Below are 24379 nucleotides of genomic sequence, written 5' to 3'. Positions count from 1 at the left end.
ACGTCGCTCGATGTCGCTACTGGGCGGCGATCCCGGCGAAGGTGTCGAAGGACGCCTTGCGCTGGTGTGACCAGGTGTAGAGCCCGAAGTCGCCGTCCTGGCCGTCGTCCTGCCAGCCGTAGAGGAACACCGGCCCGACCTGCGGGTACTGCGCGGCGATCTGGTACAGCTCCTTGATGGTCTCCTGCTGCTGTGCGACGGAGAACGCCGGGTAGTTGCCGTCCGAGCCGGTCGGCATGCCGCTCTCGGTCCACCAGATCGGCATCGAGCCGTCCCCGTACTGGCGCATGACGGCGAGCAGGTCCGGCAGGACGGAAAGCAGGTTGTAGCCGCCGTCCGCGGTCATCGGCATCACCGGGTAGGTGTACGGGTGCAGGTTGACGGCGTCGAACCAGCCCGCCGCACCGTTCCAGTACATCTGGCGGATGAAGTCGATGGGGTTGTAGTCGTTGCCCTGGGGGCCGCTCCCCGAGACCTGCCGCCCGAACGGTGCCATGCCCGCCATGAGCACGGTGGCCTGCGGGTCGGCCTGGTGGATGATGGGGTACACCGTGCGCAGCAGACCGGCGTAGGCAGCGGGGTTCGCGTGGCCGCCCGCCCACGTCCAGCCGAGGTTGACCTCGTTGCCGATCTCGAAGTCGTGGATGCCCCCGGCCGCGAGGCGCCGCACCGAGTAGGTCATCCAGCCGTTCTGCGCCGAGTAACCGGCGGATTCCGGCATGGATGCCGTGCCGTCACCGAAGATGACCTCGACGTCGAGACCCGCCATGCGGGCCTGCGTGATCGTCTGGTCGGAGGCGCCGCCGTGCCCGGTGGGGTTGCCGGCGTAGTTGTAGTCGAGCCGGACCCACTGCACGCCCGCGGAGCGCATGTCCTGGAACACCGAGCGCGCTCCACTGGCGGACATCGTGTTGATCTCCGACTCGTACAGGCCGCCGGGCGAGATGCCCTTGCCGTGCACGATCCCGGATGCTGCGGCGGTCGTGGCCGTCATTGCCGACGCCGGTACCGCCGACGCGCTCGCGGCGGCCGTGGTCGCGGTGATGGTGCGCGGGGCGGGCGACGCAACGTCCGCCCGCACTACCGGGGTGGCCGTCGTCGGCGCGGGCGACGCCGCCGCGGGGGCGGTCGTGGCACTCGGCTTCGCGGAGGCGGTGGTCGCAGCGTCGGCGGTGGTGCCGCCCTGGGGCAGCGCACATGCCATCAGCGCCACCGACGACGCCACTGCGGCGACCGTCACCGGGAGCGCCCAGCGCAGGCGGCGTCGGGCCGAGCGGTCCGTTCCGCTCGTCGTGGTCTCGTTCATGGTCGGGTCCGTGTTGTCCATGGGCTCGTTCCTCCCTGAAGGTCGTGAGCGACCAGAAACGTAACGGTTTTCCGTACCCCCGGATTCGGCTGATTCTCAGGCACGCCTGTTGACTGCCGAGCGCGGATGTGAGGGTCCGTGGAGCGCCCTGTCACCTGTTCGGGGGTCAGGCGAATTACCTGTACGAGTTCGCAGGATCCGATTCGCTCGGACAGGTCGCGCACGGCCTCGCGACCGGGTTGGGGGGGCACCTTTGCAGGGCGGCGACGTCCGCAGCGGTGGATGCGGCGCGAGCCGGCGGGTGAGGCGCGAGCCGGCGGTCGCGGCGCGGGGCAGACTCGGCGGCATGGACCCCGAGCAGCTCGCCGCCGTCGCGCGCGAGCTGTACCGGCGACGCCCCGAGGACTTCGTCGCCGAACGGACCGCGCGGGCACGCGATCTCCGGAAGCGTGACCGGGCCTTGTCGGACGGCGTGAAGGCGCTCCGCAAGCCCTCGCCCGCCGCGTGGGTCGTCGACCTGCTCGCGGCGCAGGGCGCCCTCGACGACGCGGTCGACCTCGGACCGGCGCTCCGCGCTGCGCAGGAGCAGGCCGACCCGCGGGCGATCAGCCGGCTCCGGCGCGAGCGGGCCTCGCTCGTGGCGTCGCTCACGGATGCCGGGGCCGATCTGGCGCGCGACGCCGGGCACGAGCCGTCGGACGTCGTGCTCGAGCAGGTCGGGGCGACGGTCGAGGCGGCAATGGCGGACCCCCGTGCGGGTGCTGCCGTGCGGTCCGGGATGCTCGTCCGCGCGCTCGAGGCCGTCGGGTTCGAGCCGGTCGACCTCGACGGCGCCGTGGCGGTGCCCGAGGCGGTGCCCGACATCGACGGGGAGGGCGCCGAGGCTGAGCCGGAGCCGGAGCCGGAGCCGGAGCCGGAGCCCGAGCCGGAGTCCGACGCGGAGCCGGAGCCCGAGCCGGAGCCCGACGCGGAGCCGGAGCCGGAGCCCGACGCGGAGCCGGAGCCGGAGCCGGAGTCGACGCCACCCCGCCGGTCGCGCGGCGGCACCGGCCGTCCGCGCCGCGCGACCGGTGGCCATCCGGCGGACGCGCCCCGGTCCTCCCGTCCGACGCAGGGCGACGACGGCGACGACCACCACCACGACCACGACCGCGTCCGCCAGGAGGCCCGGGTGGCCGAGGCGGCGGCACGCGACGCCGCCCGGGCCGCCGACGACGACCTCGAGCGCCTCGAGGACGCGCTCGACGACGCCGACCGGCGCCGTCGTGACCTCGAGGGGCGCCGGCACGACCTCGAGGAGGAACTCGCCGCGGTCCGCCGGGACCTCGACGACGCCGAACGGGAGACGCAGCGGCTCGAGGACGATCGCGACGCCGCGGAGGAACGCGCGGACGAGGCGCGGACGGCGCTCCGGCGGGCCCGCGCGCACCGGCGCGAGGTGGGCTGAGCCCGCGTCTGTTACCGGTCGTCCTCCGGCGTGTCCGAGCCCACGCGGGCACCACCGTCGGCACCACCATCGCCGTCGGCGCTGCCCCCGTCGTCGTCCTCGCCGAGCAGCCGGCCGAGGATCGACGTCAATGCCGCCCGGTCCGCCTCGTCGAGGGGCGCGAACAGCGTCGCGAGCGTCCGGTCCGCGGCCTCCTGTCCGGCTGCGAGGAGCCGTTCACCCTCGGCGGTGAGTTCGTACCGAACCCGGCGGCCCACCCCCGGATGGCGTTCGACGAGCCCCCGCGCGGCCATGCGCGTCGTGAGGGTCCCGAACGCCTGGTCGCTCTGGAACGTCACGAGTGCGAGCGCGTGCGCCGAGGCCCCGGGGCGGGTGGCGATCGCGCGGAGGGCGTCCCACTGGGCGAGGGTCGTCCCGACACCGTGCAGGGCCGCGTCGACCGCACGGTGGTCACGCCACTGCGCCTGTTTCACCATCCGGCCGAGTCGTCGCAGGTCCGTCGTCATGGTGCTACCGCATCAGCAGCATTAGATAAACATGTTGAGACAGGAGCGACACCATGGACATCACCCTCGACGAACGCGGCACCGACGGCCCCCTCGTCCTCGTGCTGCACGGCGGCGGCGGCCCCGCGACGGTGGCGCCCTTCGTGGCGCACCTCGCCGACACGCACCACGTCATCGCACCGACGCACCCGGGGTGGAACGGCACCGACCGTCCGGACGACCTCGACACGGTGCGGGCGCTCGCCGGCGTGTACCTCGACCTGCTCGAGCAGCGCGACGCCCGGAACGCCGTGCTCGTCGGCAACTCGCTCGGCGGCTGGATCGCGCTCGAGATGGCCGTCCAGGCGGCAGAGCGCGGCTCGGACGCGGTCGGCGCGCTCGTCGTCGTCGACGCGGTGGGCGTGACGGTGCCCGACGAGCCGGTGCGCGACTTCTTCGCGCTCGACGCGCGCGGGGTGGCGGAGTACGCCTGGCACGACCCCGAGCGCGGGTACCTCGACCCGGCGACCCTCTCGGACGAGCGCCGGCGCGTCCAGGCGGCGAACATGGTCGCGCTCCGGACCTACGCGGGCGGCGCCGCCATGGCCGACCCGACCCTCGCCTCCCGGCTCGCCGACGTGCGGGTCCCGGCGCTCGTCCTGTGGGGTGACAGCGACCGCATCGTCACCCCCGCGTACGGGGCCGCGCTCGCGGATGCGTTGCCCGACGCGCGGTTCGTCGTGGTCGAGGCGGCGGGCCACCTGCCGCAGCTCGAGCGCGCCGACGCCACGTTCGCCGCGGTCGACGCGTTCGTGACCGCGCTCCCGACGCCCGGCGCGGACGAGGCGCACGACATGCGCTAGAGTGACCGACTGGACTTCGGCGAGGGTCGTGCGCAGGCGCGGCCGTGATCGACGCGGTAGGAGATCCGGTCCCGTGCTCCGTGCGGGTGACCGGCGGTGGCCCCGGATCACGGGCCCTCCTGGCGCTGTGACGCGTTCGAGTCGAACACACTGACCGACGACGGCCGCATGGCGGTCGTCCCCACCCAGGAGGCACCACCATGGCCGACCAGTACCAGCTCGCCGCCGAGCACCGCACCGCATTCGGCAAGGGCGCGGCACGCAAGCTCCGCGCCGCCGACAAGATCCCCGCCGTCGTCTACGGTCACGGCACCGACCCGCAGCACGTCACGCTGCCCGGGCACGACACGATGCTCGTCGTCCGCCGCGCGAACGCGATCATCGAGCTCGACATCGAGGGCGCCACGCAGCTCGTGCTCGTCAAGGACGTCCAGCGTGACCCGGTGCGGCAGATCATCGAGCACATCGACCTCGTCGTGCTCCGTCAGGGCGAGCGGGTCACCGTCGAGGTCCCCGTGGTCGTCGAGGGCGAGTCGGCTCCGGGCACCATCCATGTGCAGGACGAGTCCACGCTGTCGCTGGTCGTCCTCGCGACGAACATCCCCCAGCACGTCGTCGTCGACGTCACGGGCCTCGAGGACGGTGCCCAGCTGCACGCCTCGGACATCACGCTCCCCGAGGGCGCCGAGCTCGACACCGACCCGGAGGCCCTGGTCGTCAGCATCAGCACGCCCCGCGGCGCCGGTGACGAGGGCGACGAGGCCGGCGAGGACGCCGCGGAGTAGTCCGCGAGCCTCCCGACGCCCATGGCGGAACGAACGCTGCTCGTGGTCGGGCTCGGCAACCCCGGGCCCGACTACGCCGGCAACCGGCACAACGTCGGACAGATGGTCCTCGACGACCTCGCGGTGCGGATCGGTGCGACCTTCCGGAAGCACAAGACCCCCGCGCAGGTCGCCGAGGGCCGCCCGGCCCCGGGTGGGCCGAAGCTCATCCTGGTCAAGCCCGCGTCGTTCATGAACACGTCCGGCGGCCCGGTGTCGGCTGCCCTGTCGTTCTACGGTCTGACGCCCGCCGATCTCGTCGTCGTGCACGACGAGCTCGACCTGCCGTTCGACACGCTCCGGCTCAAATCCGGTGGCGGGCACGGCGGGCACAACGGGCTCCGCGACATCATCAAGGCCTGCGGGACGAACGAGTTCGCTCGGGTCCGCGTCGGTATCGGCCGCCCGCCCGGTCGGCAGGACCCGGCCGACTACGTGCTCCGTGACTTCTCGTCGACCGAGCGCAAGGTGCTGCCGTCGCTCCTCGCCGAGGCCGCCGACGCGGTCGAGGCGATCGCGACCGACGGCCTCCTCGCCGCGCAGCAGCGGTTCCACGCGCCGGCCTGACCGTCGTGGGACGACCGGGAGGCTCGGTGTGCGCCCGCCCATCTCCCTTCCGTTCGCCCACAGCACGCGGCGGGCCGGATCGCCTGTCGGAGGGCGCCGGTACCATCGGATGAGTGACGATCTCGGGCATCATCCCTGCGCTCTCGCGCGCCTCCGCGTTCGATCGTGTCCTCGCCGCCGCCCCGCGTGACGCCGACTTCTCCGTCGTCGACGGCCTCCGCGTCCCGTTGCTGGCGGCGCTGCTCGCCGAGCGGGACGGCCCGCAGTGCGCCTTCGTGATCACCGCCACCGGGCGCGAGGCAGAGGGCGTGCGTGACGCCGTCCGGTGCTACGTGCCCGAGGCCGAGGTCCTCGAGTTCCCCGCGTGGGAGACCCTGCCGCACGAGCGCCTGAGTCCGAGCGCGCAGACGGTCGGCACGCGCATCAACACCCTGCGGCGCCTCGCCGACTGGCAGGCCGCCGCCGACCGGGGCGAACCCCGTGGGCCGATCGTCGTCGTGGCGAGCGTGCGTGCCGCGCTCCAGCCCATCGCGGACAACATGACCGCGATGGCACCCCTGGTGCTCCGGACGAACTCGCGGGGCAACGACCTCGCGCAGCTCGCCGGCGCCCTCGTCGACCTCGCCTACGCCCGGGTCGACCTCGTGTCCCGCCGTGGCGAGTTCGCGGTCCGCGGCGGCATCCTCGACGTCTTCCCTCCGACGGCCGACCACCCGGTCCGCATCGACTTCTTCGGCGACGAGATCGATGCGATCAAGGCGTTCAGCGTCGCGGACCAGCGCTCGACGGACGAGGACCTCGGGCAGGTGGAGCTCACCGCGAGCCGCGAGCTCCTGCTCGGCGAGAGCGTCCGGCAGCGGGCGCGCGAGATGCTCCACGAGTTCCCGAGCCTGTCCCAGATGCTCGCCAAGATCGCCGAGGGCATCCCGGTCGAGGGCATGGAGTCCCTCGCGCCCGCCCTGGTCGACCGCCTCGTGCCCGTCACCCACTACCTGCCGTCCTCGGCGGTCGTCGCGGTGTTCTCGCCCGAGCGTGTCGTCGCCCGGGCGCACAGCCTGGCCGAGACGAACCAGGAGTTCCTGCAGGCCGCGTGGAGTGCGGCGACCGCCGGGGCGCAGGCCCCCATCGACCTCGATGCCGGCAACTTCCTGTCCCTCGGGGCGCTCAAGCAGTCCCGCGGCGACCGCACCTGGTGGACGGTGTCGCCGTTCGACTCCGGTGCCGACCTCACCGACGAGCAGGCGGTCGAGTCGGCGGGCGACTACCTCCGCGTGCCCGCCGAGACCGTCCCGAGCTTCACCGGCAGCGCCGAGGGCGCGCTCGAGCACGTCGCCGAGCGCACGCGGGACGGCTGGTCCGTCGTGGTCACCGCGCAGGGCGCCGGTCTGGTCGAGCGTGCCGTGCAGGTCCTCGCGGACGCCGGCGTCGCCGCCCGGGTCGAGGACGTCACCGAGCCCCCGGAGCCCGGCGCCGTGTTGCTCACGACCGCATCGGTCGAGCACGGGTTCGCCGTGCCGGAGCTCCGCCTGCTCGTGATGTCCGAGGCCGAGTTCTACGGCCGGAGCGCCCAGCAGGGAGCCCGGCAGGTGAAGAAGCTCGCCAGCCGCCGGAAGAACGTCGTCGACCCGCTGCAGCTCAAGCCGGGTGACGTCGTCGTGCACACCACGCACGGGATCGGCAAGTTCGTCGAGCTCGTCTCGCGCGAGGTCTCGTCGGGTGGTCGGAACGCGGTCAAGACGCAGCGCGAGTACCTCGTGCTCGAGTACGCGCCATCGAAGCGCGGGTACCCGGGCGACAAGCTCTACGTGCCGACGGACCAGCTCGACCAGCTCTCGCGCTACGTCGGCGGCGAGGCCCCGACGCTGAGCAAGATGGGCGGCAGCGACTGGGCGTCGGCCAAGAGCAAGGCGCGCAAGGCGGTCCGCGACATCGCGGTGGAGCTCGTCAAGCTCTACTCGGCGCGGATGGCGTCGAAGGGCCACGCTTTCGGGCCGGACACCCCCTGGCAGCGCGAGCTCGAAGAAGCCTTCCCGTTCGCCGAGACGCCCGATCAGCTCACCACGATCGACGAGATCAAGGCCGACATGGAGCGGCCGATCCCGATGGACCGCCTGCTGTCCGGCGACGTCGGCTACGGCAAGACCGAGGTCGCGATCCGCGCCGCGTTCAAGGCCGTGCAGGACGGCAAGCAGGTCGCGGTCCTCGTGCCGACCACGCTGCTGGTCCGCCAGCACTTCGAGACCTTCCAGGAACGCTTCGCCGGGTTCCCCGTGCACCTGCGCGCCCTGAGCCGGTTCCAGACCGAGAAGGAATCCAAGGAGACCATCGCGGGCCTCGCCGACGGCACGGTCGACATCGTGATCGGGACGCACCGCATCCTGTCCCAGCAGGTGCAGTTCAAGGACGTCGGCCTCGTGATCATCGACGAGGAACAGCGCTTCGGCGTCGAGCACAAGGACCAGCTCAAGAAGCTCAAGACGAACGTCGACGTCCTCGCCATGAGCGCGACCCCGATCCCGCGGTCACTCGAGATGGCCGTGACCGGCATCCGCGAGATGTCGACCCTCGCCACCCCGCCCGAGGACCGCCATCCGATCCTGACCTTCGTCGGGCCGCAGTCGGACATGCAGGTCGCGGCGGCGATCCGGCGAGAGCTGCTCCGCGAGGGCCAGGTGTTCTACGTGCACAACCGCGTCAAGGACATCCAGGGCACCGCCGCGCACCTCGCCGAGATCGTGCCCGAGGCCCGGATCGCGGTCGCGCACGGCCAGATGTCCGAGCAGGCCCTCGAGCAGGTGATGGTCGACTTCTGGGAGCGCAAGTTCGACGTCCTCGTGTCGACCACGATCATCGAGACCGGCCTCGACATCGCGAACGCGAACACCCTCATCATCGACCGCGCCGACAAGTACGGGCTGTCGCAGCTGCACCAGCTCCGGGGTCGTGTCGGCCGCGGGCGCGAGCGCGGGTACGCGTACTTCCTCTACGACGCCGACAAGCCCCTGTCCGAGACCGCGCAGGACCGCCTCGAGACCATCGCGGCGAACAACGAGCTCGGTGCGGGCATGCAGGTCGCCCTCAAGGACCTCGAGCTCCGCGGAGCGGGCAACCTGCTCGGTGGCGAACAGTCCGGTCACATCGCGGGGGTCGGGTTCGACCTCTACCTCCGGATGATCGGCGAGGCCGTCGGGCAGTTCCGCGGCGACGTCGCCGAGGGGCAGACGGAACTCCGCCTCGAGCTCCCGGTCGACGCCCGCATCCCCGACGACTACGTCGAGAGCGAGCGTCTCCGGCTCGAGGCGTACCAGAAGCTCTCGGCCGCGTCGGCTCCTTCGGCGCAGGACGCTGCGATCGACATGGTGCTCGACGAGCTCACCGACCGGTACGGCACGCCCCCGAAGGCGGTCACGACGCTCATCGAGGTCTCGCGGCTCCGGCGCATGGCGCAGCAGGTCGGCCTGTCCGACGTCGTCGTGATGGGGTCGAACCTCCGGGTCGCGGGCAAGGAGCTCGCCGATTCCCAGCAGGTCCGGCTCACCCGCATGTTCCCGGGGTCGCGGTGGTTCGCCCAGCAGAACGCGACGAGCATCCCGCTCCCGAAGCGGAACGGCGAGCCGCTACCGGACGATGCGCTCATCGACTGGGTGGAGTCGATCCTCACGGCGATCTACGGCGCCAACGTGCCCGAGCAGGCGCCGGCCGCGTAGGCGGGGGCGGGACCGCCGGTCGGGAGGCACGGTACGGGCCCGCCCCGCGCCTCCCGTCCGGCCGGACCCGCGGCGGAACTGCCGGATCGTGCTCTGGTCAGTGCGCGCCCGGAGCGGCCGCGCGCTCGGACCGCGCACGGCGTGCCCCGAGCGCGACGACGACGGCCGACGCCACCATCGCGACGCCCGAGCCGACGAGGACCGCGAGCGTGCCCTGGTCCGCGACCCGCGGCGTGCGCACGAACGCGAGTTCGTTCATGAGCAGCGAGACGGTGAACCCGACCCCGCCGAGGACGCCGACGGTCGCGACCGCCGAGAGCGACAACGTCGGGCGCTCAGGATGCCGGAACACCTGGGTCGCGACCCCGCCGAAGAGCGTGATGCCGACGACCTTGCCCACCGGGAGTGCGAGCACGATCGCCCAGAACGCCGGCGACAGCGCACCGAACCCCACCGCGGGCACGGCGACCGCGGCCGAGGTGAACGCGAACACCGGCAGGACGACCCCGTTCGACCAGGGTTCGACAGCGTGCCGGACCGTGTGCCCGGCGCGCCGGGGGAGCACCAGCCCGAGTGCCACCCCGGCGATCGTCGCGTGGACCCCCGAGTGCAGGACGAGCCACCACGTGACGACGCCGAGCACGACGAGGCCGACCACGATCGCCGGCCGGGCACGCCCGACGCGGCGCAGGGACCGGGCCAGCACCGCGAACGCCGCGAGGGCCACGACCGCCAGCCCGAGGAGTCCCAGGTCGGTGCCGTGCGCGAAGACGATCGCGATGATGACGATCGCGATGAGGTCGTCGAGCACCGCGAGCGCCAGGAGGAACACCCGGAGGCGTGACGGCAGCCCGCGGCCGAAGATCGCGAGGATCCCGAGTGCGAACGCGATGTCGGTCGCGGTGGGGATCGGCCAGCCGTGTTCGAGCCCGCTGCCCTGCGTGACCGCCAGGTAGAGCACCGCCGGCACGACGACACCCCCGACGGCGGCGATCGCGGGCACGATCGCGGTCCGGGGATCCGACAGCTGCCCGATCGTCAGCTCGTGCTTGAGCTCGATCGCGATGAGCAGGAAGAACGCGACGAGCAGCCCGTCGCTGACCCAGTGTGCGATCGACAGGTCGAGTCCGACCGCGGACCAGGGTGTGTGGAGCGCCAGCAGGTGCTCGAGTCCTGGCCCGAGGGGGGAGTTCGCGGCGGCGAGTCCGAGGACCGCGGCGGTGAGCAGGGCGACGGCGCTGAAGCGCTCGGAGCGGACGATGGCGGGCACGGTGACTCCGTCTCGTTGGGGTCGGTCGATGGTCCGTCGACCAGACTTCCCGACACGCCCCGGTCAGCCTACCGCCGGGGACCGCCGTGCTGGGCGAGCGTCGGTGCGACGATGGAGCATGACCCCGCATCAGGAGGACCAGGCCGACCCCGCCGACCGAGCCGCAGCCGTCCAGGCCCTCGCCGCGGTGGTCGATCGCTTGCTCGCGCCGGACGGCTGCGTGTGGAACCGCGCGCAGACCCACCGGAGCCTGGCGGCGTACGCGGTCGAGGAGTCGTACGAGCTCGTCGACGCGATCGACGTGGACGACGACGTCGAGATCCGCGAGGAGCTCGGCGACGTGCTGTACCAGGTCGTGCTCCACGCGGGGATCGCCGAGCGTCGCGGCGCGTTCACGCTCGCCGACGTCGCCGAGCACGCTCGCGAGAAGATGGTCCGCCGCCATCCGCACGTGTTCGGCGACGAGCACGCGGAGACGTTCGCCGACGTGGTCCGGGTGTGGCGCGCGGCGAAGTCGGCCGAGAAGGCAGCGCGCACGAGCGTGTTCGACGGCGTGCCCCGGGCGATGCCCCCACTCGAGCGGTCCGTGAAGCTCCTCGAGCGGATCGACGAGCACGGCCTCGGTTCCGTGCCCCTCGCGCAGGCCGTCGCGGATGCCGCTCGGCAGGACCGTACGCCCGGGGTGACCGACGGCTCGGACGGTCACGGTGCCGTCGATCCCGCGTGGGGCGGTGAGCTCCTCGACCGGATCGGGGCGGCCCGGGCGGACGGCGTCGACCCGGTGGCGAGCCTCCGCGCTGCGGTCGTCGCGCTCGAGGCGGCTGGCCGCGCGACGGAGCGCGAGCGGTCGCGCTCAATGCAGCGGGGCTCCGAGCGCGACCTGGGGCCCGGGCGTCGGACGCATGGCGACACGACGAGGTGAGGGCGCCCTCCCAACCCGAAAAGGAGGGCGCCCTCCGCGCGGCGACCGCGGCACGCAGCCGCCACGCCGGACGCGGGAGTCCGCAGCACTGGCCCCCCGCGGCCCGCCACGAGGGCGGACGATCGACCACCGTGATGGATCAGTGGAGCGGTGATCGACTGGAATACAGCATATCATAGCCGACGGCGCGGCGGCAAGCGCTCTGCGAAGATGGGGCCATGGCGACTGTCGTGACGGCTCCCCGCGGGATGCGGGACTTCCTCCCAGCCGAGAAGGCGCGCCGTGACCACGTGCTCGGCGTGATCCGTGGCGTGTACACGCGACACGGCTTCGACGAGATCGAGACCCCCGTCGTCGAGGACGCCTCGCGGCTGCACGCGGGCCTCGGCGGCGACAACGAGAAGCTGGCCTTCGCCGTGATGCGCCGGGGGCTCACCGTCGAGGACCTCCGCGTCGCCGAGGCGCCGCTCGACCTGGCCGACCTCGGACTCCGGTTCGACCTCACGGTCCCGCTCGCCCGGTTCTACGCGAGCCACCGCTCCGAGCTGCCGACGGTGTTCCGGTCCGTGCAGATCGCGCCCGTCTGGCGCGCGGAGCGTCCGCAGAAGGGCCGCTACCGGCAGTTCGTGCAGTGCGACATCGACATCCTCGGTGAGGCCGGGCCGCTCGCCGAGATCGAACTCATCCGCGCGACGACCGACGCCGTGGACGCCCTCGGCATCACCGGGACCACCATCCGCGTCAACGACCGGCGGATCCTCGTGGCGCTGCTCGGCTCGTGGGGCGTCGACGGGCCCGACGCCGACGCCGCCCTCGTCGTCGTCGACAAGCTCGACAAGATCGGCCCCGACGGCGTCGCGCGCGAACTCGTGGCACTGCCGGGGCTGGCCGGACACGACGCCTCCGAGCTCGAGGCCGTGCTGCGCGACCTCGCGACGGCCGACTGGGACAGCGTCGTGGGCGCCGACTGGCTCGACGCCGACGCGTTCGGGGACCTGCAGGCCCTGCGTGCGGCCCTGCCCGGCGTGCGACTGCAGTTCGACCCGACGCTCGTCCGGGGCATGGGGTACTACACGGGCACCATCTTCGAGGTCGCGCACCCCGACTTCGGGTACAGCCTCGGCGGTGGTGGGCGGTACGACGGCATGATCGGGCGCTTCCTCGGCCAGGACGTCCCCGCGGTCGGGTTCTCGCTCGGGTTCGAGCGCCTCGTCGACCTCGTGACGCTGCCCGAGGACGCCACCGCCGACGCCGTCGTGCTCGTCCACGACCGCGACGTCCCGCCCGCCCGCCTCGCCGCGCTCAAGCAGGAGGTCCTGGCCGGCCACGCCCGGGTGCGCCTCGAACGCCGGACCAAGAACATGAAGAACCTGTTGGCCGGGCTCGCCGCCGCGGGGTTCACCGCCTTCGCGACGGTGGACACCGACAGCACCCTCGAGGACCTCGCCTTCCGACCGCTCGAGTGACCCCGCTCGCTAGGATCGGTCCCGGATTCGTCCAACCACCACTACCGCTTGTTAGGAGTACCCCGTGGCCGTGATCGATGCCGTTGGAGCACGCGAAGTCCTCGATTCCCGAGGCAACCCGACCGTCGAGGTCGAGGTGCTCCTCGACGACGGCGTGGTCTCGCGCGCCCTGGTCCCGTCCGGCGCCTCGACCGGCGCGTTCGAGGCCTACGAGCTGCGTGACGGCGACGCCGGACGCTACGGCGGCAAGGGCGTGCTCAAGGCCGTCGAGGGTGTCCTCGACGAGATCGGCCCGGCGCTCGAGGGCTTCGACGCCACCGACCAGCGTCTCGTGGACGCGGCGCTCATCGAGCTCGACGGCACCGAGAACAAGTCCCGCCTCGGCGCGAACGCGATCCTCGGCGCCTCGCTCGCGGTCGCCCGCGCCGCGGCGGACTCCGCCGACCTGCCCCTGTTCCGCTACCTCGGCGGCCCGAACGCGCACACCCTGCCCGTGCCGCTCATGAACGTCGTCAACGGCGGCGCCCACGCCGACACGAACGTCGACATCCAGGAGTTCTTCCTCGTGCCCTACGGCGCGTCGTCCTTCTCCGAGGCCCTCCGGTGGGGCGTCGAGACCTACCACGCGCTCAAGGGCGAGCTGAAGAAGCAGGGACTCGCCACCGGCCTCGGCGACGAGGGCGGGTTCGCCCCGGAGCTCGCTTCGAACCGTGCCGCGCTCGACTTCCTCGTCGCCGCGATCGAGAAGGCCGGGTTCACCCCCGGCAAGGACATCGCGCTCGGCCTCGACGTCGCCTCGACGGAGTTCTACGCCGACGGCACCTACGCGTTCGAGGGCGGGCAGCTCTCGAGCGAGGAGTTCACGCAGTACTTCGTGGACCTCGTCGGCAACTACCCCCTCGTCACCATCGAGGACCCGCTCGCCGAGGACGACTGGGAGGGCTGGACGCACTTCACCGCCGAGCTCGGGTCGAAGGTGCAGATCGTCGGTGACGACCTCTTCGTGACGAACCCGAAGCGCCTCGCCAAGGGGATCCAGGAGCGGGCGGCGAACTCGATCCTCGTCAAGGTGAACCAGATCGGCACCCTGACCGAGACCCTCGACGCCGTCGCGCTCGCACAGCGCAGCGGCATGACCGCGATCCTGTCCCACCGCTCGGGCGAGACCGAGGACACGACGATCGCCGACATCGCGGTCGCGGTGGACGGCGGCCAGATCAAGACCGGTGCGCCGGCCCGCTCGGACCGCGTCGCCAAGTACAACCAGCTCCTCCGGATCGAGGAGGAACTCGGCGACGCCGCCGTCTACGCCGGCCGCAGCTCGTTCCCGCGCAGCGCCCACCTGTGAGCTGAGCACCCGCTGGTCCGGACCGTCGGACCAGCGGATGCCGCTCCGGCTCCGGCCCCTGGGCCTCCCGACCGGGAGGCCCGGGGGCCGTTCCGTGTGTCGGCCGGCGGACGACGCCTCAGTGGAGTCACCGGCGTGAGCACGGGCGCGGGAGGCAGTGCCCGGCGTCCTCGGTGGTCGGCTGCGCGTGGCATGGGGGGACGGGTCCGCACCGTGCCGCTGCCCGGACCGGACCGGCGCCCGGGTTATCGTCGCTCCATGCCCTCGACGAAGCCCCGCGTCCGTCGCGTGCCGATCGCGATGCCCGCCGCCACGAGTCCGTCCGGCGCCTGGTTCCGGAACATCCGGTTCTCGGGCTTCAGCGTCCTCATGCTCGGCATCGTCGTGCTGTTCGTCGTGGTGCTCGCGCCGTCGCTGCGGACGCTGATCCAGCAGCAGCAGGAGATCGCGCAGAAGGAGCAGCAGGTCGCCGCGCAGCGTGCGGACGTCGCGACGAAGAAGCGGGACGTGGCGCGGTGGGACGACCCCGCCTACATCGAGGCCCAGGCGCGCGACCGCCTGCTGTACGTGTACCCGGGCGAGACGAGCTACCTCGTCATGGGCGCTGGGAGCGGGTCCTCGTCGGGCTCGACCAGTGCCGTGACGACCGACTCGGGCACCCCCGTGAGCACGAAGCTCCAGACGCCGAAGGTCGACTGGGTGCAGGCGATGTTGTCGTCGGTGCTCGAGTCCGGGCTGACCGAGAAGACGACGTCCGAGCTCGTCGCCCCGGACGTCTCGGGCAGTGGGACGCCGACCACGGGTGCGACCGCGGGCACGGGCGCCGGGCGCTGATCGCGCGGGCATCGTGCGCCGACCTGCGGGTACCCAGCGCCGGACGGCCCGAGGACGGATCGTGCACCGGGTAGGATCACCGTCCCGTGGCAACTCCTCCGTTCGATCCGCCCACCGCCCGTGACGTCGCCGTCGTCTCGGCCCAGCTCGGGCGTCCCGCGCGTGACGTCATCGGCATCCCGGCGCGCTGCGTGTGCGGTGCGCCGACGGTGGTGGCGACGCAGCCCCGGTTGTCGAACGGCACGCCCTTCCCGACCCTGTACTACCTGACGCACCCCGCGGCGACGGCCGCGGTGTCGACGCTCGAGGCGACGGGTGCGATGCCGGAGCTCGCGGCCCTCCTCGAGGAGCAGTCCGTGGCCGACGCGTACCGTGCCGCGCACGAGGCGTACCTGGCGGACCGCGAGTCGATCGAGGTCGTCGCGGAGATCGCGGGGGTCACCGCGGGCGGCATGCCGAACCGGGTGAAGTGCCTGCACGCGCTCGTGGGGCACGCCCTCGCCGCGGGGCCGGGCGTGAACCCGATCGGCGACCTCGCGCTCGAACGGGCGGCCTGGAGCCCCGAGCGGTGCGCCTGCGTGACGTACGATGGGGTGGACGACGGCGGAGTCGGGGTGGGCGGAGGCAGAGAGTAAACTCTCGGCAAACCCCCATCCAAGGAGACATCACTCGTGCCCAAGATCCTCATCGTCGGCGGCGGCTACGCCGGCTTCTACACAGCATGGAAGCTCGAGAAGGCGCTCCGCCCGGGCGAGGCCGAGGTCACGATGGTGGACCCGCTGCCCTACATGACCTACCAGCCGTTCCTGCCGGAGGTCGCGGCCGGGTCGATCGAGCCGCGGCACGCGGTGGTCGCGCACCGTCGGCACCTCGGCAAGACGCGTGTCGTCACGGCCAAGGTCACCAAGGTCGACCACGCCACGAAGACCGCGACGATCACGCCGCAGGTCGGCGAGCCGTGGGAGGAGACCTACGACACGCTCGTCATGACCGCCGGTGCCGTCTCGCGCACGTTCCCGATCGCCGGCGTCGCCGAGGAGGCCATCGGCCTCAAGACCATCGAGGAAGCCGCCGCGATCCGCGACAAGATCCTCACGAACTTCGCGAAGGCCGCGAACCTGCCCGCCGGCCCGGAGCGCGAGCGTCTCCTCACCGTCGTGGTCGTCGGCGGTGGCTTCGCCGGCATCGAGATCTTCGCCGAGCTGCGGTCGTTCGCCACGAACCTGCTCCGCAACTACCCGACCATCTCGTTCGACGAGACCCACTTCCACCTGGTCGAGGCGATGGGGCGCATCATGCCCGAGGTCTCCCTCGAGACCAGCCACTGGGTCCTCAAGAACCTCGCCGAGCGCGGCGCTGAGGTCCACCTCGACACGCAGCTCGCCTCGGCGGTCGGCGGCGTCTGCCAGCTCAAGCCGAACGAGGGCGAGATCCAGACCGTCGAGTCCGACCTCATCATCTGGACCGCGGGCGTCATGGCGAACCCGATGGTCAAGGGCACCGACCTCCCGCTCGAGCCGCGCGGACGCATCCGTGTGCAGCCGGACCTCCGTGTCGTGGACGACAACGGGATCGTCGCGGACGCCTGGGCCTGCGGTGACGTCGCGGCGGTGCCGGACCTCACGGGCGGCGGTGTGGGCGGCATGTGCGTGCCGAACGCCCAGCACGCGGTCCGCCAGGCCAAGCAGCTGGCGAAGAACCTCGTCGCGGTCATCCGCGGTGAGGAGCCGAAGGACTACAAGCACGAGAACCTCGGCGCGGTGGCGGGCCTCGGCCTCGGCATCGGTGTGTTCCAGTCGGGCAAGTTCGCGATGAAGGGCTTCCTCGCCTGGGGCGCGCACCGCGGGTACCACGGCCTGGCCATGCCGTCGTGGGAGCGCAAGGTCCGCGTGGTCGGCGACTGGCTCACCGGCACGATGTTCGGCCGCGACATCGTCTCGCTCGACGACCGCGAGACCCCGCGTGCCGCGTTCGAGACGTTCGCGTCGCGCCCGAAGCCCCCGATGCCCGAGGCCGGCACGCCCGAGGGTGCGTCGGGCCCGGTCTACGCGACCCCCGCCGACGACGTCTCGAAGGACGTCAAGAAGGACGACGCCGCGCCCGCCGCGAAGACGACCACGCGCAAGCCGGCCGCCAAGAAGGCCGCTGCGCCGAAGGCCGACGCCGCTGCCGCGGCCCAGCCCGTCGCCGAGCCGGCCGCGGAGTCGGCGCCGGTCAGCGCGAAGGCGGAGTAGCCGACCCCGTCCGCGCCAGCGGATCGACCACGATCGAGGCGGTCACCCCACGGGGTGGCCGCCTCGTCCGCGTCCGGGGTGCCGACGATCTAGGCTGGAACGCGTTCCCGAGCAACGCTCGGTGCGCGGCTGGCCCGCGCCGCCCCCGTGGCCCAACGGCAGAGGCATGCGACTTAAAATCGCCGAGTTGAGGGTTCGAATCCCTCCGGGGGCACCGAACACCGCCGGCGCCCCCGCGACGGCCCGTCACCCCCTAGGCTGCGGATCGTGACGACCCGAACCCGAACCGCGTCGACCCGAGACGCGACCCTCGACATTGCCCGTGGCATCGCGATCACCATGATCGTGCTCGGCCACGTCCTGCGCGGACTGGCGTCCGCACACATCCTCGACCGCCACGCGGTGGGCTACATCGACACCGACCGACTCCTGTACAGCGTGCACCTGACGGTGTTCGCGTTCATCAGCGGCCTGTTCGTCGCTCGCGCCGTCGATCGTGACGGCGTCGGCCGGTACCTCCGCAGCCGCGACGTGCTGTTCATCTACGTCTACGTCGTGTGGTCGCTCGTGCAGGGCGTGGTGAAACTGGCTGCCGGCGCCCTCGTGAACTCGCCCACGAGCATCACGAGCACACTCGACCTGCTGCACCCGGACGGGCAGCTCTGGTTCCTGCCGTGGCTCGTGGCCGTGTCGACGGTGGCCGCGCTCGTCCGCCCGTGGCGGTCCCGTGCCGTCATGATCGCCAGCATCGTGGGAGCGCTCGTCGTGAGCATCGCGGGCTGGGGCACGGACCTGGGCGTCGCCCTCGTCCAGGGCCTCGGGATCTGGGTGTTCTTCTTCCTCGGCGTGTGCATCGGCGCGCGCCGCGTGATCGAGTTCATCGCGCGCGTGCGGATGCCCGTGGTGGGTGTCGTCGCGCTCGTCGGGACCGTGGCCTTCGTCGCCCTGGTGTTCGGCACGACCGAGGGCACGCCGACCCCGAGTGCCGGCGACCACCACGGGGTGGTGGCGGTCGCGCTCGGTCTGCTCACGACCCTGGTCGGCCTCGTGGCGGTGATCGCGGTCTCCCGGCTGCTCGCGGCCGTGTCGTGGCTGACCTGGGTCGGTGCGGTCGGCCGCCGCACGCTCGAGATCTTCCTCGCGAGCATCACGTTCGCGTCGGGCACCCGGATCGTCCTGTCGCACCTCGGCGTCCAGGACCCGGTCGTCCACGTGGTCGTCGGCACGCTCGCGGGCGTCGTCGGTCCGATCCTGCTCGGCATCGTCCTCGAGCGGCTCCGGTTCCCCTGGCTGTTCACGGCGCCCTCGCGGCTGACCGGCACGCGTGCCTCCGTGACACCACGCGCGGACGTCCCAGCGCACCGCTGACGCCGCCCTTCGGGACATTGCGCACATCACCGGCATTTCGTATACCGCCGATTGGGTTTCCGCGGTCGGCTCGTGCGACGATCGTTCGCCACGGAACGGGGAAGGGGACCATGGTGTGGGGGACGATTATGAGCCGGATGGCGAACGGGTTCCGGCACGGCGTGTACGTCGGGATCACCGGGGATGCAGCGCGAGCCACATCGATGCGAGTGGCGGTGAGATCGAGGCGACGCACTCGGCGTACTCCGTCGAGGCGAGCACGGACGACGACCGACAGGACGCGGTTGGGGGCCTCCAGGTAGCGGCGGCAGCCGAATCGTTCATCGGCCCGCTTCCTGCCCCGCGGACACTCGCCGAGTACGACACAGTCGTGCCCGGCGCTGCGGCGCGGATCGTCGAGGCTCACCTCCGACGTGAGGCGGTCGACGCGGACGCACTCGAGCGTCTGAGCGCCGCGGAAGCGACAGCCGTTCTCATCGGCGCGTTCGGTGCGCAGGCCCTGACGCTCGGCGGACTCGGTGCCGCAGTCGTGTTGATCGCCGCCGGTGACCCCGGGTGGGCCTGCACCGTCGGGGTCCCCGCCGTCCTGGGTGGTGCGGCACAGCTCGCCGCGGCGATTCGTCGGTCCGCCGACGGCGACCATTGAGGTCTCGGGGCTGCGGCACCGTCAGCGGTGCGGTCGGGAGGCGCGGGGCGAGCCGGTCCCGAGCCTCCCGACCGGTGGGCAGTGGGTCAGGGCGCGATGAGCAGCCCGGCCGCGTGGTCCTCGGCCGCCGTCGCCTTGGCGACGTAGTGCACCTTCTTGCCGGTCGCGTTGTAGGGGATGCTGTCGACGAACCGGTACAGCCGGGGGCGCTTGTAGCGGGCGAGGGCGGGGTGGGATCCGGTGAACGACTCGAGCGCGGCTGCCGCTGCCGCGTCGTCCTCGGGCAGACCGTCGCCGGGCCTGCGGACGACGTAGGCGGTGACGACCTCGCCCCACCGCTCGTCGGGCACGCCCACGACGACCGAGTCGGCGACGCCGGGGTGCTCCCCGAGCACGGCCTCGACCTGCACCGGGTGGACGTTCTCGCCGCCGGAGATGATCATGTCGTCCTTGCGCCCGACGATCGTCACGCGCTCCTGGGTGTCCCAGGTGGCGAGGTCGCCCGGGTAGAACCAGCCGTCCGAGAACTTCTCGTCCTCGAGCTGCGGGTTCCGGTACGAGTAGCCCGACTTGACGGTGCGGACCGCGAACTCGCCGATCTCGGTGCCGTCCTTGGCGACCGTGTCCGTCGGGTCGGCGAGGCGGTCGGCGTACACCTGGACCACCGCCACGTCGTCGTCGGTGGACGCACGGCCGGTGGAACCAGCGCCGTCGGGGAAGTCCTCCGGCCGCAGGAACGTGTTCCAGAAGGTCTCGGTGGTGCCGTACCCGTTGAAGATCCGCGGGGTCAGCAGCTCCTGGAACCGCAGCGCGGCGGCACGGTCGAGCGGAGCGCCCATCGTGACGATGCCGTGGAGCGACGACAGATCCCGGGCGTGGCGTTCCTGCGCGTCGGCGAGCTGGACGAGGTTCGTCGGGGCGCCGATGAGGAACGTCAGCCGCTCGGACTCGACGAGGTCGAGCACTGCGTCCGCGTCGAAGTGCCGGAGGGTGGTGAGCTCCGCTCCGACGTAGAACACGGGGTTGGGGCCGCCGGAGTACAGGCCACCTCGGTGGAACAGCGGCGACATGTTGAGCGTCTTGTCGAACGGCGTCAGCGGGAAGTGCATGATGACGTCGTGTGCGCTGAGCACCTCGACGAGGCTCGGCAGCGGCACGGGCTTCGGCCGTCCGGTCGTGCCGGACGTGTACAGGCGTGTGGTCTCGTCGTAGGTGGTCCGCGGCCGTGCGTCGTCGCGCTCCGCGAGTTCGAGGTGCGTGACGGGCTCGGCCGCCAGCAGGGTCTCGAACGACTCGGTGTCCGCGGACGTCGCGTCGGCCCCGACCACCACGACCCGCGCGGGAGCGTGGGTGGCGGTGGCGAGCGCGTCGGTGATGTCCCCGGTCCGCGCGGCGTCGTGGAGGAGCACGACCGGTGCCGAGTCGTCGATGATGTACGCGACCTCGGCAGGGGCCAGGCGGAAGTTCGTGGGCGAGAACACGGCGCCGATGCGGTGGCACGCCAGGTACGCGATCGCGAGCTCCGGACCGTTGAACAGCTCCGCCATGACGACGGCACCGCGTCCGACGCCGTTCCGGACGAGCCAACCACCGACGCGGTCGACGGCGTCGCCGAGCTCGGCGTAGGTCCAGGAGCGTCCGGAGGACGGATCGCGCAGGGCCGGCCGATCGGCGAACCGGTGCACGTTGCGGGCAAAGCCGTTGGCGTAGGTGTACTGCCCCTCGAACACCCCGCGGAAGCGGGTGGGGTCGTACGGCGTCGTCGTGTCCGGTGTGCGGTCGGTGTCGGTGCTCATGGTCGCTCCAGCTCGTCGGCGCGTCGGCGGGCTCCGGCGCACCGTCCGTCAGCGTATCGCGGGGGACCGCCGGGGCGGGTCGATCCGCGGACGGCCGGTCGGGCCTCCCGTCAGTCGCGCAGGGCGGGCTCGACGACGCGGGTCCAGGTCCAGACGGCGACCGCCACCGCGGCGCAGCCGCCCATGGTGACCCCGACGGTCGCGAGGGACAGGTGCGTGCCGGTCGAGCCCGAGTACACGGCCACCGCGAGCGCCACGGGGACGGTCGCGACGGCGGCGTAGCGCGCGCGGGACGTCGCCCACAGTGCGGCGCCGGCCGACCCGGCGACGGGGAGGAGCGTGGTCACGACCGACCCGAGGCCGCCGACGCAGAGGGTGGTGGCGAACTCGGACAGGAACTGGTGCCAGAACCCCGCTCCGGCGCTGACGCTGCACAGGAGCCAGCCGATCGCCGCGAGCGCGAGGAGCGCGCCCGTCTGCACGGTCGCGCTCCTCACGCTCGCCCCGTCGGTGCCCAGGGCGACGACCCTGCGCGGGAGTCGGACGTGCCGGTGCGGGAGCGGATCGCGTCCACCGACGCCGACCGAGGGGACGATGAGCACGCCCAGCAGCACCGCGGGTGCGAGGTGCGCGCTCCGGGTGAGGAGGCACGCGACGAGCGCCGCGACCACGAGGGCCGGGGAGACCCGGACGACGACGGCGTCGCGGGACGGTCCCGCGCTCCATCGTGCGGCGACCACCACGGCGACCGCGAGCACGGCGGTCCCGAGGACGACCGCGATCGCGAGGCGGGCGTAGCGCGGCTCCGCGGCGATGCCGGTCGCGAACAGCGTCAGCAGGCTGGCGACGCCGGCCGACACGGACACCGCGGCCCACGTCGGGAGCGCCCCCGCGCCCTCGGCGGTCGGGGCGACGGGGCGGTTCCGCCCGGTCAACCGTGCGAGACGCCACCGGAACCGGCCGCGGGTGGACCGGGCGAGCAGGGTGAGCGGCACCGCGACGAGCACGAGGAACGCGGCGACCCCGACGAGCACCAGCACGAGGGTCCGCAGCGAGACGCTCGCCGGGATGCTCGGCACGTGTGCGTCGTAGGCGGTCGCCGCCGTCCAACCGTCGTCGGGTCGGGCGCCCGCACCGCCACCGCCGGTACCGCTCGCGTCGTCGCCGGTCGCGCCACCGGGTCCGCCGCCCGTACCGGACCCGCCCGTACCGGACCCGGACGCGCCGGACCCGGGGCCACCACGGACCGAACCGCCCGGGAGGCCCGGTTCGGCCCGTCCCGTCGCGTGCGGTGACGAGGGCGCCGCGCCGGACGTGCCGCCCCCGTCGCCGCCGGACGACGTCGGACCGCCGCTCGGTGCGTCGGTCAGGGCGCCCCCGACGACCACCGCGCGCCCGGCCGACACCGGCGAGAGGTTCCCCGCCGCGTCGCGCTGTCCCGCCGCGAAGCTGCGTGTGCCGTCCGGGATGCTCGATCCGGCCGTGGTGCACGACCAGCGGGTCGCGGTGACCGCGCTCTGGCACACCGGATTGCCGTCGACGTACACCGTGACCGTGTCGCCGGTCTCGCCGGTGCCCGCGACGGTGATCGGCTGCGCCCGGACGTGCGTGCCGACCGCGGGACGCGTGAGGACCGGGGCGACGGGCGCGGTGCGGTCGACGCTGACGGCCACCGGTGACGACGACGTGCTGCGCACGGTCGCGGCGAACCCCAGCGCCGGATCCGCGGCCTGGGTCGCCGTCATCGTCCAGGTCCCCGTCGTCAGGGCGTCGGGCCCGGCGGACCAGGAGACGTACCAGGACCCGTCGGAGGCGATCGTGGCCGTTCGGGAGGCGCTCCCGGCGTCCACCGTCACCCGCGCTCCGGGGTACCCCGTGCCGGTCACGCCCCCGGTCGTCGGGCCCGTCGTCGTGACGACCGGCGGTGTCAGGACGTCGACGGGTGCGGCGTCGTCGGGCGCCAGGTCGTCGTGCGTCGTGTCGAGGACGGTGAAGACCTGGCGGGGCCCGGAGCGGACCGGTCCGGTGCACGCCCACGTCCCGTCGCCGGTCACGGTGGTCGAGCAGACCGACGCCGTGGGCGTGCTCGGGTCGGCGACGCGCACGCGGTCGTCCGGGGTCCCGCGGCCCGTGAACCGGCCGGCTCCGGTGGTGATGGCCGACTGGTCGTCGATCGACGGTGCGACCGGCGTCGGAGCGGTCGGGCTCGCCGAGGCGGCCGGCGCCGCCTGCTGTGCGCCCGCCGGCTGGGTCGGCACGGCCCGGGGCATGGTGGTGGTGATCGGAGCACGTGCCGTCGCGTCGGGCGAGGCGGCGCGTGCGGGAGCCGCCGCGGCGAGCAGGGCCACGATGACGGCGAGCGGCACCGTGGTGGCGAATGCGACCCGTCGCCCCCGCAGGGCGCGTCGGCGCCGAGCGGGCGGTCGACGGACGACCGGCCACCCGACGGCCCCCCGGCCCGCTCGTGTTCCCTGATCCACTGCCCCCCATTCGAGGTCACCCGCGGGCCGACGTCAACCACTCGCTCGGCTCGGCGGATCCAGCCGATGCGAAATCGTGACGAAGGCTCCACGCGCCCGGGAACCAGCCGAACGGTGCGCGGGAATCAGCCGAGAGCCAGTACCCCGGCGGCCGAGCGCTCCTGGTGCCGCCCGTATAGTCGATACGGACACATGTGCCTGCGTGTCCGTCGCGGAGAAGGAGTACTCGCCATGGACACCGGTCTCGTCACGACGCTCATCGTCGTCGGAGTGGTCGTCGTCGTGCTGGTGGTCGTCGGCATCGCTGTCTGGGCCACGTCGAGGTCGCTCGTGGCCCTGAAGGGCCGGGTCGACCAGGCGTGGAGCGAGATCGAGACGCAGTTCCACCGGCGGGCCGAGCTCGTCCCGACGATCGTCGACACCGTCCGTGGGTACGCCACCCACGAGAACGGTCTGTTCGAGACCGTGACGCAGGCCCGGGCCGAGACGCTGAGCGCGGGCGACGCCACGGCTGCGTCGGAGGCGGAGGGGCACATGCAGAAGGCACTCAAGCGCGTGTTCTCCATCGCCGAGGGCTACCCGCAGCTGCAGTCGAGCCAGGCGTTCCTGCAGCTGCAGTCGGAACTCGTCGCGACCGAGGACAAGATCCAGTCGGCGCGCCGCTACTACAACGGCAGCGTCCGCGAGCTCAACACGAAGATCCGCGTGTTCCCGGGCTCCGCGGTCGCGCGGAACCGCGGGTACCGCGAGGCACCGTTCTTCGAGACCGCGGAGCCCGCCGCGATCGCCGAACCCCCGCGCGTGCAGTTCTGACGG

General features: G+C 72.6%; 20 protein-coding genes and 1 tRNA gene. 16 read left to right on the top strand and 5 right to left on the bottom strand.

Features of this window, described 5'->3' with window-relative positions; translation table 11 throughout:
- Window positions 1-16: 16 nt before the first annotated feature.
- Complete coding sequence (locus tag DEI94_RS12350; protein WP_181441893.1) at window positions 17-994, bottom strand: hypothetical protein; 978 nt, start codon at window positions 992-994, stop codon at window positions 17-19.
- Between DEI94_RS12350 and DEI94_RS12345 the strand changes: the two genes are divergently transcribed.
- The gene (locus tag DEI94_RS12345) at window positions 984-1370 is read left to right on the top strand and encodes a hypothetical protein (protein ID WP_181441892.1); all 387 of its coding nucleotides are present in this window, start codon (window positions 984-986) and stop codon (window positions 1368-1370) included. The genes DEI94_RS12350 and DEI94_RS12345 overlap by 11 nt on opposite strands.
- 282 nt (window positions 1371-1652) lie before the next feature.
- The gene (locus DEI94_RS12340) at window positions 1653-2753 is read left to right on the top strand and encodes a coiled-coil domain-containing protein (protein WP_181441891.1); all 1101 of its coding nucleotides are present in this window, start codon (window positions 1653-1655) and stop codon (window positions 2751-2753) included.
- A gap of 11 nt (window positions 2754-2764) precedes the next feature.
- Here DEI94_RS12340 and DEI94_RS12335 read toward each other — a convergent pair whose 3' ends face one another.
- On the bottom strand, window positions 2765-3259 hold the full coding sequence (locus DEI94_RS12335) for a MarR family winged helix-turn-helix transcriptional regulator (RefSeq protein ID WP_111027647.1): 495 nt from the start codon (window positions 3257-3259) through the stop codon (window positions 2765-2767).
- Between the two features lie 53 nt (window positions 3260-3312).
- On the opposite strand from DEI94_RS12335, the gene DEI94_RS12330 reads away from it, so the two are divergent.
- The 4 genes from DEI94_RS12330 to mfd all read left to right on the top strand — a co-directional run bounded on the left by DEI94_RS12330 (window position 3313) and on the right by mfd (window position 9199).
- Entirely contained in the window at window positions 3313-4101 is a 789-nt protein-coding gene (locus DEI94_RS12330) for an alpha/beta fold hydrolase (RefSeq protein ID WP_111027646.1), read from the top strand.
- Window positions 4102-4301: 200 nt separating this feature from the next.
- Window positions 4302-4886 (top strand): 50S ribosomal protein L25/general stress protein Ctc, encoded by a 585-nt coding sequence (locus DEI94_RS12325; protein ID WP_111011437.1) that lies wholly within the window; start codon window positions 4302-4304, stop codon window positions 4884-4886.
- A 21-nt stretch (window positions 4887-4907) separates the two neighbouring features.
- Window positions 4908-5492 carry an aminoacyl-tRNA hydrolase gene (pth, locus tag DEI94_RS12320; RefSeq protein WP_111027645.1) on the top strand — a complete coding sequence of 195 codons (585 nt, stop codon included), beginning with the start codon at window positions 4908-4910 and terminating at the stop codon, window positions 5490-5492.
- A gap of 113 nt (window positions 5493-5605) precedes the next feature.
- Window positions 5606-9199: a transcription-repair coupling factor gene (mfd, locus tag DEI94_RS12315; protein ID WP_111027644.1), complete on the top strand. Its 3594-nt coding sequence runs from the start codon at window positions 5606-5608 to the stop codon at window positions 9197-9199.
- A 97-nt stretch (window positions 9200-9296) separates the two neighbouring features.
- Here mfd and DEI94_RS12310 read toward each other — a convergent pair whose 3' ends face one another.
- Entirely contained in the window at window positions 9297-10469 is a 1173-nt protein-coding gene (locus DEI94_RS12310) for a Na+/H+ antiporter NhaA (protein WP_111027643.1), read from the bottom strand.
- 118 nt (window positions 10470-10587) lie between these two features.
- On the opposite strand from DEI94_RS12310, the gene DEI94_RS12305 reads away from it, so the two are divergent.
- The 9 genes from DEI94_RS12305 (at window position 10588) to DEI94_RS12265 (ending at window position 19287) form a co-directional block, all read left to right on the top strand.
- The gene (locus DEI94_RS12305; RefSeq protein WP_181441890.1) at window positions 10588-11391 is read left to right on the top strand and encodes a MazG family protein; all 804 of its coding nucleotides are present in this window, start codon (window positions 10588-10590) and stop codon (window positions 11389-11391) included.
- 218 nt (window positions 11392-11609) lie between these two features.
- A complete protein-coding gene (gene hisS, locus DEI94_RS12300) occupies window positions 11610-12857 on the top strand; it encodes a histidine--tRNA ligase (RefSeq protein ID WP_111027642.1) in 1248 nt (415 codons plus the stop codon).
- A gap of 64 nt (window positions 12858-12921) precedes the next feature.
- A complete protein-coding gene (gene eno, locus DEI94_RS12295) occupies window positions 12922-14205 on the top strand; it encodes a phosphopyruvate hydratase (RefSeq protein WP_111011429.1) in 1284 nt (427 codons plus the stop codon).
- A 258-nt stretch (window positions 14206-14463) separates the two neighbouring features.
- Entirely contained in the window at window positions 14464-15039 is a 576-nt protein-coding gene (locus DEI94_RS12290) for an FtsB family cell division protein (protein WP_111027641.1), read from the top strand.
- Window positions 15040-15125: 86 nt separating this feature from the next.
- Window positions 15126-15674 carry a DUF501 domain-containing protein gene (locus DEI94_RS12285; protein WP_111027640.1) on the top strand — a complete coding sequence of 183 codons (549 nt, stop codon included), beginning with the start codon at window positions 15126-15128 and terminating at the stop codon, window positions 15672-15674.
- Between the two features lie 36 nt (window positions 15675-15710).
- Window positions 15711-17273, top strand: a complete 1563-nt coding sequence (locus tag DEI94_RS12280; protein WP_111027639.1) for an NAD(P)/FAD-dependent oxidoreductase — start codon at window positions 15711-15713, stop codon at window positions 17271-17273.
- 141 nt (window positions 17274-17414) lie between these two features.
- Window positions 17415-17487: transfer RNA gene (locus DEI94_RS12275), tRNA-Leu, on the top strand.
- A gap of 53 nt (window positions 17488-17540) precedes the next feature.
- Window positions 17541-18641, top strand: coding sequence for an acyltransferase family protein (locus DEI94_RS12270; protein WP_111027638.1), 1101 nt, complete (start codon window positions 17541-17543; stop codon window positions 18639-18641).
- Between the two features lie 370 nt (window positions 18642-19011).
- A complete protein-coding gene (locus DEI94_RS12265) occupies window positions 19012-19287 on the top strand; it encodes a hypothetical protein (RefSeq protein WP_111011424.1) in 276 nt (91 codons plus the stop codon).
- A gap of 86 nt (window positions 19288-19373) precedes the next feature.
- Here DEI94_RS12265 and DEI94_RS12260 read toward each other — a convergent pair whose 3' ends face one another.
- Both DEI94_RS12260 and DEI94_RS12255 read right to left on the bottom strand, forming a co-directional pair.
- Complete coding sequence (locus DEI94_RS12260) at window positions 19374-21083, bottom strand: class I adenylate-forming enzyme family protein (protein ID WP_111027636.1); 1710 nt, start codon at window positions 21081-21083, stop codon at window positions 19374-19376.
- A 110-nt stretch (window positions 21084-21193) separates the two neighbouring features.
- The gene (locus DEI94_RS12255; RefSeq protein ID WP_111027635.1) at window positions 21194-23449 is read right to left on the bottom strand and encodes a hypothetical protein; all 2256 of its coding nucleotides are present in this window, start codon (window positions 23447-23449) and stop codon (window positions 21194-21196) included.
- 345 nt (window positions 23450-23794) lie between these two features.
- On the opposite strand from DEI94_RS12255, the gene DEI94_RS12250 reads away from it, so the two are divergent.
- Window positions 23795-24376, top strand: a complete 582-nt coding sequence (locus tag DEI94_RS12250) for a LemA family protein (RefSeq protein ID WP_111011421.1) — start codon at window positions 23795-23797, stop codon at window positions 24374-24376.
- Window positions 24377-24379 lie beyond the last annotated feature (3 nt).

The sequence above is a fragment of the Curtobacterium sp. MCBD17_040 genome, assembly GCF_003234805.2.
GTDB lineage: Bacteria > Actinomycetota > Actinomycetes > Actinomycetales > Microbacteriaceae > Curtobacterium.
Note: the sequence above shows the minus strand (reverse complement) of the source record. Positions and strands in the feature narration are given on the sequence as shown.

Bases quoted from the DNA above. Each gene is read 5' to 3' on its own strand.
- DEI94_RS12335 (WP_111027647.1), bottom strand. From the start codon at position 3,259: ATGACGACGGACCTGCGACGACTCGGCCGGATGGTGAAACAGGCGCAG.
- DEI94_RS12250 (WP_111011421.1), top strand. From the start codon at position 23,795: ATGGACACCGGTCTCGTCACGACGCTCATCGTCGTCGGAGTGGTCGTC.
- DEI94_RS12325 (WP_111011437.1), top strand. From the start codon at position 4,302: ATGGCCGACCAGTACCAGCTCGCCGCCGAGCACCGCACCGCATTCGGC.
- DEI94_RS12260 (WP_111027636.1), bottom strand. From the start codon at position 21,083: ATGAGCACCGACACCGACCGCACACCGGACACGACGACGCCGTACGAC.
- DEI94_RS12330 (WP_111027646.1), top strand. From the start codon at position 3,313: ATGGACATCACCCTCGACGAACGCGGCACCGACGGCCCCCTCGTCCTC.
- hisS (WP_111027642.1), top strand. From the start codon at position 11,610: ATGGCGACTGTCGTGACGGCTCCCCGCGGGATGCGGGACTTCCTCCCA.
- DEI94_RS12305 (WP_181441890.1), top strand. From the start codon at position 10,588: ATGACCCCGCATCAGGAGGACCAGGCCGACCCCGCCGACCGAGCCGCA.
- DEI94_RS12340 (WP_181441891.1), top strand. From the start codon at position 1,653: ATGGACCCCGAGCAGCTCGCCGCCGTCGCGCGCGAGCTGTACCGGCGA.
- pth (WP_111027645.1), top strand. From the start codon at position 4,908: ATGGCGGAACGAACGCTGCTCGTGGTCGGGCTCGGCAACCCCGGGCCC.
- DEI94_RS12350 (WP_181441893.1), bottom strand. From the start codon at position 994: ATGACGGCCACGACCGCCGCAGCATCCGGGATCGTGCACGGCAAGGGC.
- DEI94_RS12290 (WP_111027641.1), top strand. From the start codon at position 14,464: ATGCCCTCGACGAAGCCCCGCGTCCGTCGCGTGCCGATCGCGATGCCC.